Consider the following 14,110-nt stretch of genomic DNA (forward strand, 5'->3'; position numbering starts at 1 on the left):
GCTCTCGCGTAGCCAGTCTGGCGGGTATACTCGAGTTCCCGTTGATCGACCTGTACAGGGCCTGATGACATGACGCAGATTTCCGAACGCCTCCTGGTCCAGGCTCATCTGGACGCCAAGCAGCCCAAGCCGCTGACGCCCGAGCAGGAGGCCTTCTACCGCGCCGAGATTGCCGCCGAGCTGAAAAAGCAGAATGCGGTTCTGGTTGCCCACTACTACTGCGACCCGGTCTTGCAGGCCTTGGCCGAAGAGACCGGCGGTTGCGTCTCCGACTCCCTGGAAATGGCCCGCTTCGGCAATCAGCACTCGGCGCAGACCGTGCTGGTGGCCGGGGTCAGGTTTATGGGCGAGACGGCGAAGATCCTCAATCCGGAAAAACGCGTGCTGATGCCGACCCTGGAGGCGACCTGTTCGCTGGATCTGGGCTGTCCGGTGGAGGAGTTCGCCGCGTTTTGCGATCAGCATCCGCAGCGCACCGTGGTGGTCTACGCCAATACCTCGGCGGCGGTGAAGGCGCGCGCCGACTGGGTGGTGACCTCCAGCTGCGCGGTGGAGATCGTCGAGCACCTGATGGATAACGGCGAGAGCATCATCTGGGCGCCGGATCAGCACCTGGGGCGTTATATCCAGAACCAGACCGGTGCCGACATGCTGCTGTGGGACGGTGCCTGCATCGTGCACGAGGAGTTCAAGGCCAAGCAGCTCGAGGACATGAAGGCGCTGTACCCGGATGCTGCGGTACTGGTGCATCCGGAGTCGCCGACGGCGGTGATCGATTTGGCTGACGCGGTGGGTTCGACCAGCCAGTTGATCGCGGCCGCCCAGCGCCTGCCGAACAAGACCTTTATCGTCGCCACCGACCGCGGCATCTTCTACAAGATGCAGCAGCTGTGTCCGGACAAGGAGTTCATAGAGGCGCCGACCGCCGGCAACGGCGCCGCCTGCCGCAGCTGCGCGCACTGCCCGTGGATGGCCATGAACACCCTGCAGCGCACCCTGCAGAGCCTGCGCGAAGGCAGCAACGAGATCTTCGTCGACCCCGCGCTGATCCCCAAGGCGATCAAGCCGCTCAAGCGCATGCTGGATTTCACCCAGGCCGCGCGACTCCAGCTGTCGGGCAATGCGTAACGCTGTTGAATAAAAGGCTATGTCCCAATTATGTGTTGCATGCGCGATCTCTTGTAGGAGGGCCGCGCCTGTTCCTGACAGGCTAGCGGCATTTCCCACATCCATGTGGGTCACGCGACCCCGCGGCGAATGCAGCCCGCAGGGCTGCCTGCCCATCGTTTCGCGGTATAGCCAAAGCTCGCCCCGAGGTCGGGCCTCCTACGGATCGCAGGCAGTTCGCGCCTGGTGATACAACACCTAACGGCTACAGAGCCGAATAAAAGCCCGACATCCGGGCTTTCTACCTGTCGGATCGACCTTAGCGCAGCATCTGCTCGATGATGCGCTGGTCTTCCAGCAGCTCGCGTTGCCGCGCGTCGATGCGCGAGGCGAGCTGGAAGTTGTTGGTGGCGCGGCGTTTGGCGAAGTCGAGTTGCTCGATGGCCTGATCGTAGTCGCCGACCAGGGCGAAGAACTCCGCACGGGCCTGGTGCAGGCCAATGGTGTTGCCGCTGAGGCCGCGTGCTTCGGCGACCTGGTACCAGACGTCCGGATCGTTCGCGCGGCTTTTCAGCAGGTCATCGAGGGCGTGCTCGGCATCCCGCGGACGCGCCTGCTTCATCAGCAAGTCGATGCGCGCCTGCTGCAGTGGGTAATTGTTCGGGTAGTCGGCCATGAGCCGCTCGATGCGGCGCTGTGCTTCTGGCAGGCGACTGGAGGCGCTATCCAGTTCGACCTGGGCCAGGTTGTAGGCGATATCGTCGGGTGCCGATTGCAGCAGCGCTTGCAGGCTCTCGCGGGCCTTCTGGTGCTGGCCGCTCTTGATCTGGGCCAGGGCCAGGCCGTAGCGGGCGGCTTCATGTTTGGGGTTTTCATCGAGCATGGCGCGAAACCGCTTGGCCGCCAGGCCCGGCGTGTCTTCGTAGATCAGTTGTACGCGGGCGCGCATCAACTGATAACGCACGCTGTCGGTCATGCCGCCGATGTTGGCTTGTTCGGCGCGGTTGCGGGTGTCGGCGATGCGCGACTCGGACACCGGGTGGGTGAGGAGGAATTCCGGTGGCTTGCGGTCGTAGCGGTATTGGCGCATCAGGCGCTCGAACATGCTCGGCATGGCGCGGGGGTCATAGCCGGCTTTTTCCAGGTTGACCAGGCCGATCCGATCCGCCTCCTGTTCGTTCTGCCGGGAGAAGCGCCGTTGCTCCTGGATGGCCGCTGCCTGGGTCGAGGCGATGGCGGCCATGCCGACGTCGCCGGCACCGGCTGCCGCGGCGACGATGCCGGCGAGCATCGCGGCCATCAGCGGCAGTTGCATGCGCTGTTGCGCTTCCAGGCCGCGGGCGAAGTGACGTTGCGACAGGTGGGCGAGTTCGTGGGTCATCACCGAGGCATATTCGGCTTCGCTCTGGGCATAGAGAAACAGGCCACCGTTGACCCCGATGATCCCGCCAGGTGCGGCGAAGGCGTTGATTTGCGGGCTGTCGAGCAGGACGAACTCCAGGCGTCGATCCTGCAGTTCGCTGGTTTCGCCCAGGCGGTAAACGCTGCTCTCGACGAAATCCTTGAGCTGAGGATCCGACAGTTGGCTGATCTGGCCGCGCAGCAGGCTTAGCCAGGCACGGCCCAGCTGATGTTCTTGCTGTGGCGAGACAATCGCCGAGCTGGCGTCGCCGAGTGACGGCAGATCGCTCGCCAGGCCGGGCTGGGTGGCCAGGCAGGCGAGCGTCAACAGGATGGGGCGCAAAACATTCATGCACGGAGCTCTTGGCGGACAAAGTCGTTACTGTAGCCGGGCAAGCGCTCACCTGGCCAGGGTTGCACGGTCTTGGGTATCCTTGGCGCTGTTTAGGAGGACTCGAATGAACGATGGACAAGAGTGGGGCGGTGCCTGCGACGCCGAGTTGGATGCCAGTGGTTTGAATTGCCCGTTGCCGCTGCTCAAGGCCAAGCTGGAGTTGAATCGCCTGGCCAGCGGCGCGGTGCTCAAGGTCATCGCCACGGATGCCGGCTCGCAACGCGATTTTCGTGCCTTCGCCAGGCTCGCAGGGCATGACCTGTTACGTGAAGAGGAAGAGGCGGGGGTTTACCGTTATTGGTTGCGTAAAGCCTGATACGCATTCTGCGTGGGTTGTTTCGATCTAAGGAATATTGATGATTAAGGTGTTGCGCGACTGGATGCACCGCTATTTTTCCGATGAGCAAGCCGTGGTTCTGGCGGTGCTGTTGGTGCTCGGCTTTGCCGTTGTCCTGACCCTCGGCGGCATGCTGGCGCCGGTGCTGACCGGGCTGGTGCTGGCGTTCCTGATGCAAGGGTTGGTCAATGCGTTGGAGCGCGTACGCCTGCCACGGATAGTGGCGGTGTCGCTGGTGTTCCTGTTGTTCATGAGCTCGCTGGCCTTGTTCCTGCTGGTGTTGATGCCGTTGCTCTGGCGCCAGCTGAGCACCCTGTTCAACGAGCTGCCGCGCATGCTCGGCGAGTGGCAGTCGCTGTTTTTGCTGTTGCCGGAGCGTTACCCGGATCTGATCAGCGATGCCCAGGTGTTGCAATTGACCGAGGCGATCAGTGGCGAGGCCGGCAAGTTCGGCCAGTGGGCGCTGTCGTTCTCCCTGTCCAGCCTGCCGTTGCTGGCCAGCATCATGATCTATCTGGTGCTGGTGCCGATTCTGGTGTTTTTCTTCCTCAAGGATCGTGAGGTGATAGGTGCCTGGTTCCGCAGCTACCTGCCGCGTGAGCGCACCCTGATGACCCGGGTGGGGGAGGAGATGAATCAGCAGATCGCCAACTACATTCGCGGCAAGTTCATCGAAATCATCATCTGCGGCGTGGTCACTTACATCGCGTTCGCCGCGCTGGGGCTCAACTATGCGGCGCTGCTGGCGTTGCTGGTGGGGCTGTCGGTGGTGGTGCCCTATATTGGCGCCGTGGTGGTGACCGTGCCGGTGGCGCTGATCGGCCTGTTCCAGTGGGGCTTCAGCGATCAGTTCCTCTACCTGATGGTGGTGTATGGGGTGATCCAGGCGCTGGACGGTAACGTACTGGTGCCGTTGTTGTTCTCCGAGGCGGTCAACCTGCACCCGGTGGCGATCATCTGCGCGGTATTGCTGTTCGGCGGCTTGTGGGGCTTCTGGGGGGTGTTCTTCGCCATCCCCTTGGCGACCCTGTTCAAAGCCGTGCTCAATGCCTGGCCGCGTAAGGAGTCGGCGTTGCAGGGTGAGTGAGGGGCTGCGGTCTTGCTTGTGGGCACCGCCGGGCGATAAGTGATTCTGGCTTGGTCAAATGCCAAAGGCCGCTTGCAGGAGCCCCGGCAAGCGGCCTTTGGCGTCGTCCGGCTTCAGGCTCGGTGCAGTTCCTGTGCCGCGGCCAGCACGGCCTCGACATGGCCCGGCACTTTCACCCCGCGCCATTGCTGGCGCAGCACGCCGTGCTGGTCGATCAGGAAAGTGCTGCGGTCGACGCCCAGGTATTCCTTGCCGTAGAGCTTCTTCAGCTTGATCACGTCGAACAGCCGGCAGAGCGCTTCATCCTTGTCCGAGATCAGCTCGAAGGGGAACGCCTGTTTGCCCTTGAAGTTCTCGTGGGCCTTGAGGCTGTCCCGCGATACGCCGAATACCAGGGTGTTGGCGGCCTGGAAGGCCGGGTAGTGGTCGCGAAAGCCCTGGCCCTCGGTGGTGCAGCCCGGGGTGCTGTCTTTCGGGTAGAAATAGATCACCACCTGCCGGCCCTGCAGCGCCGCCAGCTGAACCTGCTGGCCACTGGTAGCCTGGGCCTGAAAATCGGCAACCGGGGTGTCGAGTGCTACGGCCATGAGCGATTCCTTATGGATTTTGTGGGCGCCAGGGCTCGATCAGGGCGTCCAGGTTCAAGGCATCGGAGAAGTCGAGGAACTGGTCGCGCAGCCAACTGATCTGGGTGCCGGCCGGCAGCGTCACGGTCAGGGTGGCATTGAGCATGGTGCCGCCGGTCTGCGGGGCCAGGTAGGTATCGCAGGTGAGGCTCTCCAGTTCGACGTTGTGGTCGATGAAGAACTGGCACAACTCATTGAGGATGTCCGGACGATAGGCCGAGCTGACATAGGCCACGTAAGGCAGAGCCTGGGGGCGATTTTCCGCCGCCGCACTGCGCGTCACGTTGACCGTAAAGGCGTGTTTCTTGGCCAGGGCCGGCAGACTCGACTCCAGGCGCGCCAGGGCGTCCCAACTGCCGGAGACCTGCAGCACCAGGGCGCTGAACTCGCCGTGCCGGCTCAGGCGGGTGCTGACGACGGCGCAGCGGTTTTCATTGCAGGTGCGGCACAGCACATTGGTCAGCTCCATGGCGTTGGGGCCGAGTGCGCTGATGATGAGGAATTGTTCGCGAACTGGGGGGGTGGACATGCAGCATTCCTAGAGCGATGAACGCTCGGCCCATAATGAGTACCGAGCAAAGCCGGAAGGGTAGCGAAAAGCGCAGCTCAGGGGAATGCCAGTAAATGGATGAGTGAAAGGAATACCGGGTTGTTCGCCCGGTCACCGCGCTTGCCGATCGGCCCTTTCCTTCGCTTGTGCAAGGTGGGTGGCGCCAGTACCATTACCGCTCTCTTTTTTCCGGCAGGAGTGGTTGCATGATTGCGGGCAGTATGGTGGCACTGGTCACGCCCATGGATGCGCAAGGTGGTCTCGATTGGGACAGCCTGAGCAAACTGGTGGATTTCCACCTGCAAGAGGGCACCAACGCCATCGTCGCGGTCGGTACCACCGGCGAGTCGGCCACGCTGGAAGTGTCCGAACACATCGAAGTGATCCGACGTGTGGTCGATCAAGTCGCCGGACGGATACCAGTGATCGCCGGCACTGGCGGCAATTCCACGCGCGAATCGGTCGAATTGACACGCGCCGCCAGGGATGTGGGCGCCGATGCCTGCCTGCTGGTCACGCCTTATTACAATAAACCGACCCAGGAAGGGCTGTACCTGCACTTCCGGCATATCGCCGAGTCGGTGGCGATTCCGCAGATTCTCTACAACGTGCCGGGCCGCACCGTGTGCGACATGCTGCCGGAAACGGTCGAGCGCCTGGCGAAGATCGCCAACATCATCGGCATCAAGGAAGCCACCGGCGACCTGCAACGTGGCCGGGAAGTCCTGGATCGGGTGAGCAAGGATTTCCTGGTGTACTCCGGCGATGACGCCACCGCCGTCGAGCTGATGCTGATGGGCGGCAAGGGCAACATCTCGGTGACCGCCAACGTCGCGCCACGCGCCATGAGCGAGCTGTGTGCCGCCGCCATGGCTGGCGATGCCGCCACTGCGCGCGCCATCAACGATCGTCTGATGCCGCTGCACAAGGCCTTGTTTATCGAGTCCAATCCGATTCCGGTGAAGTTCGCCCTGCATGAAATGGGCATGATGCCGGACGGTATCCGCTTGCCGCTGACCTGGCTCAGCCCGCGTTGTCATGAACCGCTGCGTCAGGCTCTGCGCCAGTCCGGCGTTTTGGTTTAATTGAGGAAATACTACGCATGAAGCGACTGGGCGGACTCTCCGCACTTGCTCTGATCATCTCCAGCGTCAGCGGTTGTGGCTGGATCTATGGTGAAGATGGCTATTTCCGCGATCGCGGCAGCGACTACCTCACCGCCCGGCAAACGGCCCCCATGCAGTTGCCGGCGAACGTCGTGGCCAAGCGCCTCGATCCGTTGTTGCCGGTGCCGCAGCAGGTGGCCAGCAGCACGGTCGAGGGTGAATACGAAGTCCCGCGTCCGCAGGCGTTAGCCGTGCGTGCCAATGCCAGCGAATTCAGCCTGCAGAAAAGCGGCGAGTCGCGTTGGTTGGTCGCCCAGCGCGTGCCGGCCGAAGTCTGGCCGATCGCCCGTCAATTCTTCGAAGACAATGGTTTCCGGATTGCCGAAGAGCGGCCGCAGGTCGGCGAATTCGTCACCGCCTGGCAGCGTTCCGATCAGCTGTCCGCGGCTATGGCACGGCGCCTGAACAGCCGTGCGTCTGACGTGGCGGCGGATGCCGAAACCCGCGTGCGGGTGCGTATCGAGCCGGGCGTGCAGCGCAATACCAGCGAAGTCTTCGTGCTCAGTGCCGAGCGTCCAGCTGGCAGCAGCGCCGACGTGGCCTTCGCCGGCAGCAGTGGCAATGCCCGTCTGGAAGCCGCGCTGCTCGACGAGATGCTGGTGAGCATGGCACGCAGTGCCGAGCAGGGTGGTTCCGTATCGCTGCTGGCCGCGCGCGACTTCGATGCGCCGAGCCGGGTCAGCTTGTCGGAAGACGGTAATGGCAACCCGGTATTGAACCTCGGCGCCGATTTCGATCGCGCCTGGTCCGGTGTCGGCCGCTCGCTGGAGGGGGCTGATATTCGCATCGACGACCTCAACCGCAGCCTCGGCGTTTACTACATCAACCTGGCCGAGGGAACGCAGAAGAAAGATGAGGAGCCGGGCTTGTTCGGCAAGCTGTTTGGCAGTGAGCCGGACAAGGAAACCATCGATGCGCGTGCCGAGCGTTACCAGGTGCGCCTGACCCCGGTCGGCGACAGCGTTCAGGTTACCGTGGAGAAAGACCTCAATACCGTGGCGCCAGCCGACGTGGCGCGCCGCATTCTGAGTCTGATTCAGGAAAACCTCGGCTAACGAGCCGCAGGCACAGCGCTAATACCGATAGGCGAAACCCTCAGGGTTTCGCCTGTTTCGTTTGCTAAAGGCGGAAACTCCGACATGATCACACCCTCGACCCTGAGCCTGAAAAAAATCTACTCGGGCAAAGTCCGCGACCTCTACGAAATCGACGACAAACGCATGCTGATGGTCGCCACCGACCGACTCTCGGCTTTCGACGTGATTCTTGCCGAGCCGATCCCGGACAAGGGCAAGATCCTCACGGCGATTTCCAACTTCTGGTTCGACAAGCTGGCCGACCTGGTGCCCAACCACTTCACCGGCGACAAGGTCGAGGCCGTGGTGGCCGCCGCCGAGTTGCCGCTGGTGGAAGGTCGTGCGGTAGTCGCCAAGCGCCTCAAGCCGGTGGCGGTGGAAGCCATTGTGCGCGGCTACATCGTCGGTTCCGGCTGGAAGGAATACCAGAACAGCGGCACCGTCTGCGGTATCCAGCTGCCGGCCGGGTTGCAGGAAGCCTCCAAGCTGCCGCAGCCGATCTTCACCCCCTCGACCAAGGCCGCCGTTGGCGACCACGACGAGAACATCTCCTTCGAGCAGTGCGCCGCGATCATCGGTGCCGAGCTGGCCGCCCAGGTGCGTGATACCTCCATTGCCCTGTACAGTGCCGCGGTCGAGTACGCCGCTACCCGCGGCATCATCATCGCCGACACCAAGTTCGAGTTCGGTCTGGACGAAAACGGCACCCTGACCCTGATGGACGAAGTGCTGACCCCTGACTCCAGCCGCTTCTGGCCGGCCGACAGCTATGTCGAAGGCAAGAACCCGCCGAGCTTCGACAAACAGTTCGTGCGCGACTGGCTGGAATCCACCGGCTGGAACAAAGAGCCACCAGCCCCCGCCGTACCGGCTGAAGTCGCGCAGAAGACCGCCGACAAATATCGCGAGGCACTGACCCGGCTGACCGCTTGATCGACCGTTGTGCGGTGCAGGAGAGGCGCTTAGGCGTCTCTTCTTGTCAAGGCCCGCAATGGCCGCCCTGTTGCCCCGAGCGGTCATACGCAAGCATCTGAAATGCATGCGAAAAAATCTACCGATTGGGCTTCGCTAAATGCGCTTGTACTGCTATCATGCGCGCCGCCACGGGAAGATGCCGGAGTGGCCGAACGGGACGGATTCGAAATCCGTTGTGTTAGCGATAGCACCTAGGGTTCAAATCCCTATCTTCCCGCCATACAAAAAAGCCCCGTAGCTCAATGAGTTACGGGGCTTTTTCTTGTCTTTTAGAAAGCTAAAAATCGTTTGGGGGCAAAACTGGGGGCATTTGGGGGCAAAATTCAGTCCTTCCAGACCGCTATGCACCGCTCCAACCCTCCCCAAATCCCATCTGCTCAGACACATCACTGCCCATCCGTTTGGTGTCGTCCGGGATCAGCTTTGCATAGTGTTTCTTAATCATGGTGGTGTCAGCGTGACCCAGCTGCTTCGCCAGCCACTCCAGCCTGACATGGCTTGATAGGGCCTGGCTCGCAAACGGATGGTACGACGCTCCCTCTCCCAGGAGGCACCGTGCGTGTGATTGAACCGCGACAAGAGCGTCTGGACGGACTTCTTAAGTGGTGGAAGCGACGTTTGCTCCAGATGGGGTACACCGGCCCTGTGGGGGCAGGCGAAGTGATTGACGATGCGTGAGCATTCGTGATTATGCCGGTATCGGCTCGACAGCCTGAAGCAAGCTACTAACTGGCCGTCAGATCTCGAGTTTTAAGCGCAGCTGCTCCGCAACGACTAGCTGAATGGCATTGGACAAAGGAATCGATTCCTGCCTCATTTTGGCCTTCAGGGCTTGCCATCCCGGTAGCAATTGCGCATCGCCGACCGCGAGTAAACGGTTTTGCCCAAACCGATACAGGTGACCGCTATCGAAGGCGAACTGCATCTGCAGGTCAGGTCGCTGAAGGGTCGGAAGAACCTCCGGGCGGAGGTTGTCGAGCAGGGCCGGATCCTTTCCCTCATCGGCCCAGTAGCCCAATACCATATGGGCCTGCTGGGTCGAAGTCAGCGTGCTGTAGACCAGGCGCAGATGCTGCTCGGGAATACCGAGCAGACGCAGGGTAAAGTACTTGGCGAGGGCGAAGTCCTCGCAATCGCCGGCACCCAACTCAAGGGTTTCTCGTGGCGAGGCCCAGTAATCGACTTGCCCCCATACCTCTGTATCTTCGCCATAACGGATATGGCGGTTGAAAAACGCATTAACCACCTGCAGCTTTTCAGCGTCACTTAAGTGCAGCGATTGTGCGATCAGCGATTGCCAGTCCTGCAGTCGCTGTGCCGCCTGTTCGCCCCGATGCACGCTAGGTGGGAGAGGCGACGCTTTGGCCGTTCCCAGGATCAGGCTGGCGCTGATGATCAGCCCCGTCAACACTTGCCGCCGGCGCCACAGCAAAATCGCGATGAGAAAGTGCAGCCCTATCAAGCAGCGCTCCTTAAGATGTGACAAGAGATTACCGGCTGAAGTATGTCAACAGGCCTTGGCACCATAAGACCCGGGGTTCCCGCGGGCAAGCTGCGTCCGTCGGCTAAGCGGGGCGACTGCAGTTCGGCAGGTCGCCTGTAACAAAGGGGCTCCCCAGTCATCCGAATGATGAGTAACGCATCTCTTTGGAGGATGACACCATGAAATCGATACTGGGTATGACGGTACTGGCCGCGCTGATGATGGGCGCTGCCGTGACTACGGCACAGGCCGAAGGTGGCAGTGACCGCCTGATCGACTACCGCCTGCAACAAGAGGCACTGGTGAGTAATCGCGCCAGCCAGGACTCCGGTGAGCGCTTTGCTCAGATGGTCAAGGAGCAGCCCGCCGCCGCCGGTACTGCGAGCGAGCAGCCGGAGCAACAGCAGGAAATGGTGGAACCCAGCTACAGGTCGCCCATCCTGAGGGACAGAGCGCTCTATGGCAGCCCCCATTAATGGCTCTCACCTTGCTGTTTGAAGCTTGGGGGGAGATGCCAACAACGCCGGCATCACCCACCCCGCGGCACAGGGACGTGCCACCCAATCGCTGGGCCGTAGAACCGTAGTAAAAAGGTTCTGCGGTCGTGTTTGCCGCCTACTTTTTCCCCCTGGCACTGGAGGCCGGTTCAATGCAATCTTTTCTCCCTGGTTGGTTGAGCAAGGCTGCGCAGGGGGCGGGGCACGCTGACGATCCGTCGAAAGCGTTGGTCAGTAGCCTGCTGATGATGGCCTGGTTCGTCGAAGCCAGGGATCCTTATACCGGCGGCCATCTGTGGCGAGTGTCGCGGTATGCCAGGTTGCTTGGCGAAGCGGCAGGGTTACCTTCGGCCGATGTGGCTCGATCCAGCCTGGGCGGCTTTCTGCATGATTTGGGCAAGATCGGCATAGCCGACGCCGTGCTGCGCAAGACCAGTGCCTTAACTGAAGACGAGTTTGCCGTCGTACGCACCCATCCGGAGATGGGCTGGCGCATGCTTGCTGGCCACCCGCTGGCCGATCTGGTCAAAGAGGCGGTCTACAGCCATCACGAGCGCCCCGATGGCAAGGGCTATCCGCGCGGCCTGCGGGCCGAGGACATTCATCTGGATGCACGTATCGTCGGTATCTGCGATGCGTTCGATGCCATGACCAGCAGCCGTCCATACCGTACCGGCATGAGTCGTGGGCAGGCGTTAGCCATTATCCAAAGCCAGAGCGGCAGTCAGTTCGACGTCGAATTGAGTCGAGTGTTTATCGAGCTGGGCAGACGCGGCGTGCTCGATCATGTGATCGGCCACTCGGATGATGGCATTCCGTTGCAGGAGTGTCCCATGTGCGGCCCCACCCTGGTTCTCAAACGCAGTCAGCAGGCGGGCGAACACATCTACTGCCGCAACTGCGGCGGAGAGTTTGCTCTGGAAGCTGAGGATGCCAGACTTGTGGCTCGGCCTACGGGAAGAACCGGAAGTCCAGCGGATCTGCAGCCGGATGTCGACCATGAGCTGATCCGCAAAGTGGTGCGAGAGGCTGCCGACAGGATGCCGCTTGAGCAGATGCTGGCGAGTGCTGGAGGCATGGCATGATGCGGGAATGGCGCTCTCGACTGTCGCGTGATCTGGTATGGCGCGCGCTGAAGATCTCCTTTGTCGTGGGTAGCATTCTCAACCTGATCAATCAGGGGGAAGTACTCTGGGGGGCAGTTGAACTGTCCGTTGCGCACGTATTGCTCAATTATCTGGTGCCATTCGCGGTGTCCCTCTTCAGCGCCATGCAGGCCCGCGCGCAGAGCCAACCGGTGTCCACAACGGTCAGAACACCTGACGTTCTCCCTGTAGCCAGTGCCAGGAATCCCGAGCGTCGAACAACAGGCTGATGCCGTTCACGGCCAGAACCAGGCAGATGTACATGACTTCATTGGTAGTCGGCGCGGGTGCACCTGCCATCAGATACATCAGCAACATCACCTCAAGTGGCCCCCAAACCAGCAGATGGGGCAAGGCCATCAGCCGAGTGAACCCCGCATACCAGTACATCAGCAGCATGTTGCTGCCCAGCGCCAGCAGGGCGGCCAGCGCGATCATGCGCGCGCTGGGGTAATCGAGCAGAAACAGGCTGAGCAGGTTGGCGGGCAAGAGGATGGCCGCCATCCATAACTGTACCCACATTGGCAGGCGGCGAAAGGATTGCCAGAGGTGCTGGTGCCGTTCGACGAAGGCGTTCATGCCATCTCCTGCATATCCATATCAGCGTGCAGGTGCGCGCGCAGGGAGTCGGGAACGCCCGTTTGCTCGAGCCCGCCGCTCTCCAGCCAGGTCTGGGTCTGCAGCTTGGCGCGCTCGATCAGGTCGCGCGTCTGAGTGAAATCGAATACCGAAACGCCCAAGGGGCATAAGGGTGCGGCCACATGAATGCGGGCCTGCGGGGTATACAGCTCAATGTCGCGTACCAGTTGGCGCATGCTCATCAGGTTGAGGGTATGCAGAGCCAGCGCCACGAACCCCTTGGGCGGAGCCTTGCAGGCGCAACCAAAACCGGTGGGCAGAACCAGGATGCGCTTCGCGCCCAGTGCCACAGCACTGGCGATCGGGGTATTGCTGGCTACGCCGCCGTCCATCAGCAAGTGTCCGTCGATGGCAATCGGCGGATAGACCAGCGGAATGGCGGCGCTGGCCAGCAACGCCTGGAGGATGTCGCCCTGTGACTGCAACACCTCGGCACCGCTGAGCAGGTCGGTGGTGACCACATGCAGGGGCAGCTCGCAGTCTTCCAGGCGACTGATCGGCAGTGCCGACAGAATCATCCGGCGCAGGCCGGCATTATCGAGAATATGCCCGCGGTTTAGCAGCAGGGCCTTGGTCGCGCCCAGCAGGGAAAAGGGGAAAATATCCCGCTTGCCAAGTGCGCACCAGATGTCGGCCAGTTCGGCAACGCCCTTGGCGTTCGGTTTGCTGGCGAAATGGGCACCGTTGATGGCGCCGACCGACGCCCCGACCACCAGGTCGATCGCAACCTCCGCCGCGATCAACGCCTGCAGCATGCCAACCTGCACGGCGCCCAGGCTACCGCCGCCGGCGAGTACCAATGCGGTCTTGTCTGTCATCGGGCGCTCTCCGGATCAATGGGCTTGGTTGAGTGACCAGTTGTAGTCGAGGAACTTTACTTTGCTTGTGCTCTGGGCCTGTGCCTGCTCCTCGGCGGCTGCCAGCAAGGTCGCCTGTTTTTGCAGGTAGGTTTGCAGCGAGCCTGATTGCTTGGTGAAGTCGTCGGCGTACCAATCGAAAATTTTCGAGACTCGGAAATGGCCGCCGGCGGCATCGAAACGGTTACGGCTGCGATCACTGAGAAAGCGCCGCTGGCTGTCCTGTAACTGCGCATCGATTGTGCTGGCAACGAAGGCATCGGGGCGCAGGGCCGGGCAGCCTATGGAGGCACAGTTAACCGCGAAGTGGATGCGTGGTTCGTCGAATACGCCGGGTTCGCGGATCATCGAATGCTCGATCTGGTTGAGCGTCAAGGTTTGCCCGAACAGCGGGATGAATGCTTGAGTCCAGGGGCTACCGAACACGCCGCCAATGTCCTTGATCGAGTCTAGCGGGTAATGCTCGGTGACAAGCTTTACGGTAAAGGCGTTATAGGCATTGATCAGAAAGGCCAGACGCTGGTCGCGACTCCAGGTGTCATATTGCTGGCGCGGCACGTTCGAAAGAACGGCCAGGTAGCTGTCAAGCTCGGCCTGATCCTGTTGGAAACCCTGATAGTCGACTTGACTGGCATAACCGGGCTTTACCCAGGTGACATGACGAGCCAGCAGAGCTGTCCATTGAGGATGGTTGTGTTCGAACGGTTTGGCAAACGACAGGCCACTCAGGCCTAGCATCACGAGCAATAACAGGGCGCGCATAAGGGCTC

The 14,110-nt window shown here is 61.5% G+C and carries 15 protein-coding genes and 1 tRNA gene; 9 read left to right on the forward strand and 7 right to left on the reverse strand.

What is annotated here, in order from left to right:
• Positions 1-69 precede the first annotated feature (69 nt).
• Complete coding sequence (nadA, locus tag P8H27_RS11215) at positions 70-1,128, forward strand: quinolinate synthase NadA (protein ID WP_289637524.1); 1,059 nt, start codon at positions 70-72, stop codon at positions 1,126-1,128.
• 298 nt (positions 1,129-1,426) lie between these two features.
• Here the strand turns inward: nadA and P8H27_RS11220 are convergent, their stop codons facing one another.
• Positions 1,427-2,860, reverse strand: coding sequence for a M48 family metalloprotease (locus P8H27_RS11220; RefSeq protein WP_289637525.1), 1,434 nt, complete (start codon positions 2,858-2,860; stop codon positions 1,427-1,429).
• A gap of 106 nt (positions 2,861-2,966) precedes the next feature.
• Between P8H27_RS11220 and P8H27_RS11225 the strand changes: the two genes are divergently transcribed.
• On the forward strand, positions 2,967-3,218 hold the full coding sequence (locus P8H27_RS11225) for a sulfurtransferase TusA family protein (protein ID WP_289637527.1): 252 nt from the start codon (positions 2,967-2,969) through the stop codon (positions 3,216-3,218).
• Positions 3,219-3,258: 40 nt separating this feature from the next.
• Positions 3,259-4,326 carry an AI-2E family transporter gene (locus tag P8H27_RS11230; RefSeq protein ID WP_289637528.1) on the forward strand — a complete coding sequence of 356 codons (1,068 nt, stop codon included), beginning with the start codon at positions 3,259-3,261 and terminating at the stop codon, positions 4,324-4,326.
• A 113-nt stretch (positions 4,327-4,439) separates the two neighbouring features.
• Here the strand turns inward: P8H27_RS11230 and P8H27_RS11235 are convergent, their stop codons facing one another.
• Entirely contained in the window at positions 4,440-4,913 is a 474-nt protein-coding gene (locus P8H27_RS11235) for a peroxiredoxin (protein WP_289637529.1), read from the reverse strand.
• Between the two features lie 10 nt (positions 4,914-4,923).
• Positions 4,924-5,481 (reverse strand): glycine cleavage system protein R, encoded by a 558-nt coding sequence (locus P8H27_RS11240; protein ID WP_289637531.1) that lies wholly within the window; start codon positions 5,479-5,481, stop codon positions 4,924-4,926.
• Positions 5,482-5,708: 227 nt separating this feature from the next.
• Here P8H27_RS11240 and dapA point away from each other — a divergent pair, with 227 nt between their 5' ends.
• From dapA to P8H27_RS11260, 4 genes are all read left to right on the forward strand, one after another.
• A complete protein-coding gene (gene dapA, locus P8H27_RS11245) occupies positions 5,709-6,587 on the forward strand; it encodes a 4-hydroxy-tetrahydrodipicolinate synthase (protein WP_289637532.1) in 879 nt (292 codons plus the stop codon).
• Between the two features lie 17 nt (positions 6,588-6,604).
• Positions 6,605-7,723 carry an outer membrane protein assembly factor BamC gene (gene bamC, locus P8H27_RS11250; protein ID WP_289637534.1) on the forward strand — a complete coding sequence of 373 codons (1,119 nt, stop codon included), beginning with the start codon at positions 6,605-6,607 and terminating at the stop codon, positions 7,721-7,723.
• A gap of 84 nt (positions 7,724-7,807) precedes the next feature.
• The gene (locus P8H27_RS11255; protein ID WP_289637535.1) at positions 7,808-8,677 is read left to right on the forward strand and encodes a phosphoribosylaminoimidazolesuccinocarboxamide synthase; all 870 of its coding nucleotides are present in this window, start codon (positions 7,808-7,810) and stop codon (positions 8,675-8,677) included.
• A gap of 172 nt (positions 8,678-8,849) precedes the next feature.
• Positions 8,850-8,939 (forward strand) — tRNA-Ser (locus P8H27_RS11260).
• A 516-nt stretch (positions 8,940-9,455) separates the two neighbouring features.
• Here the strand turns inward: P8H27_RS11260 and P8H27_RS11265 are convergent.
• Positions 9,456-10,181: a transglutaminase-like cysteine peptidase gene (locus P8H27_RS11265; RefSeq protein ID WP_289637537.1), complete on the reverse strand. Its 726-nt coding sequence runs from the start codon at positions 10,179-10,181 to the stop codon at positions 9,456-9,458.
• Between the two features lie 200 nt (positions 10,182-10,381).
• Between P8H27_RS11265 and P8H27_RS11270 the strand changes: the two genes are divergently transcribed.
• A complete protein-coding gene (locus P8H27_RS11270) occupies positions 10,382-10,678 on the forward strand; it encodes a hypothetical protein (RefSeq protein WP_289637538.1) in 297 nt (98 codons plus the stop codon).
• A gap of 128 nt (positions 10,679-10,806) precedes the next feature.
• Complete coding sequence (locus tag P8H27_RS11275; RefSeq protein WP_289637539.1) at positions 10,807-11,784, forward strand: HD-GYP domain-containing protein; 978 nt, start codon at positions 10,807-10,809, stop codon at positions 11,782-11,784.
• A gap of 225 nt (positions 11,785-12,009) precedes the next feature.
• Here P8H27_RS11275 and P8H27_RS11280 read toward each other — a convergent pair whose 3' ends face one another.
• Genes P8H27_RS11280 through P8H27_RS11290 form a run of 3 tightly spaced genes read right to left on the reverse strand, consistent with a single transcriptional unit; the run spans position 12,010 to position 14,102 of the window.
• Positions 12,010-12,423, reverse strand: coding sequence for a hypothetical protein (locus P8H27_RS11280; RefSeq protein WP_289637541.1), 414 nt, complete (start codon positions 12,421-12,423; stop codon positions 12,010-12,012).
• A complete protein-coding gene (locus P8H27_RS11285) occupies positions 12,420-13,301 on the reverse strand; it encodes a patatin-like phospholipase family protein (RefSeq protein ID WP_289637543.1) in 882 nt (293 codons plus the stop codon). The genes P8H27_RS11280 and P8H27_RS11285 overlap by 4 nt, the downstream gene beginning before the upstream one ends.
• Before the next feature lie 15 nt (positions 13,302-13,316).
• Positions 13,317-14,102 (reverse strand): DUF547 domain-containing protein, encoded by a 786-nt coding sequence (locus tag P8H27_RS11290; protein WP_289637545.1) that lies wholly within the window; start codon positions 14,100-14,102, stop codon positions 13,317-13,319.
• Between the last annotated feature and the right edge of the window lie 8 nt (positions 14,103-14,110).

The sequence above is a fragment of the Pseudomonas sp. sp1636 genome (genome assembly GCF_030376615.1).
Lineage (GTDB): Bacteria > Pseudomonadota > Gammaproteobacteria > Pseudomonadales > Pseudomonadaceae > Aquipseudomonas.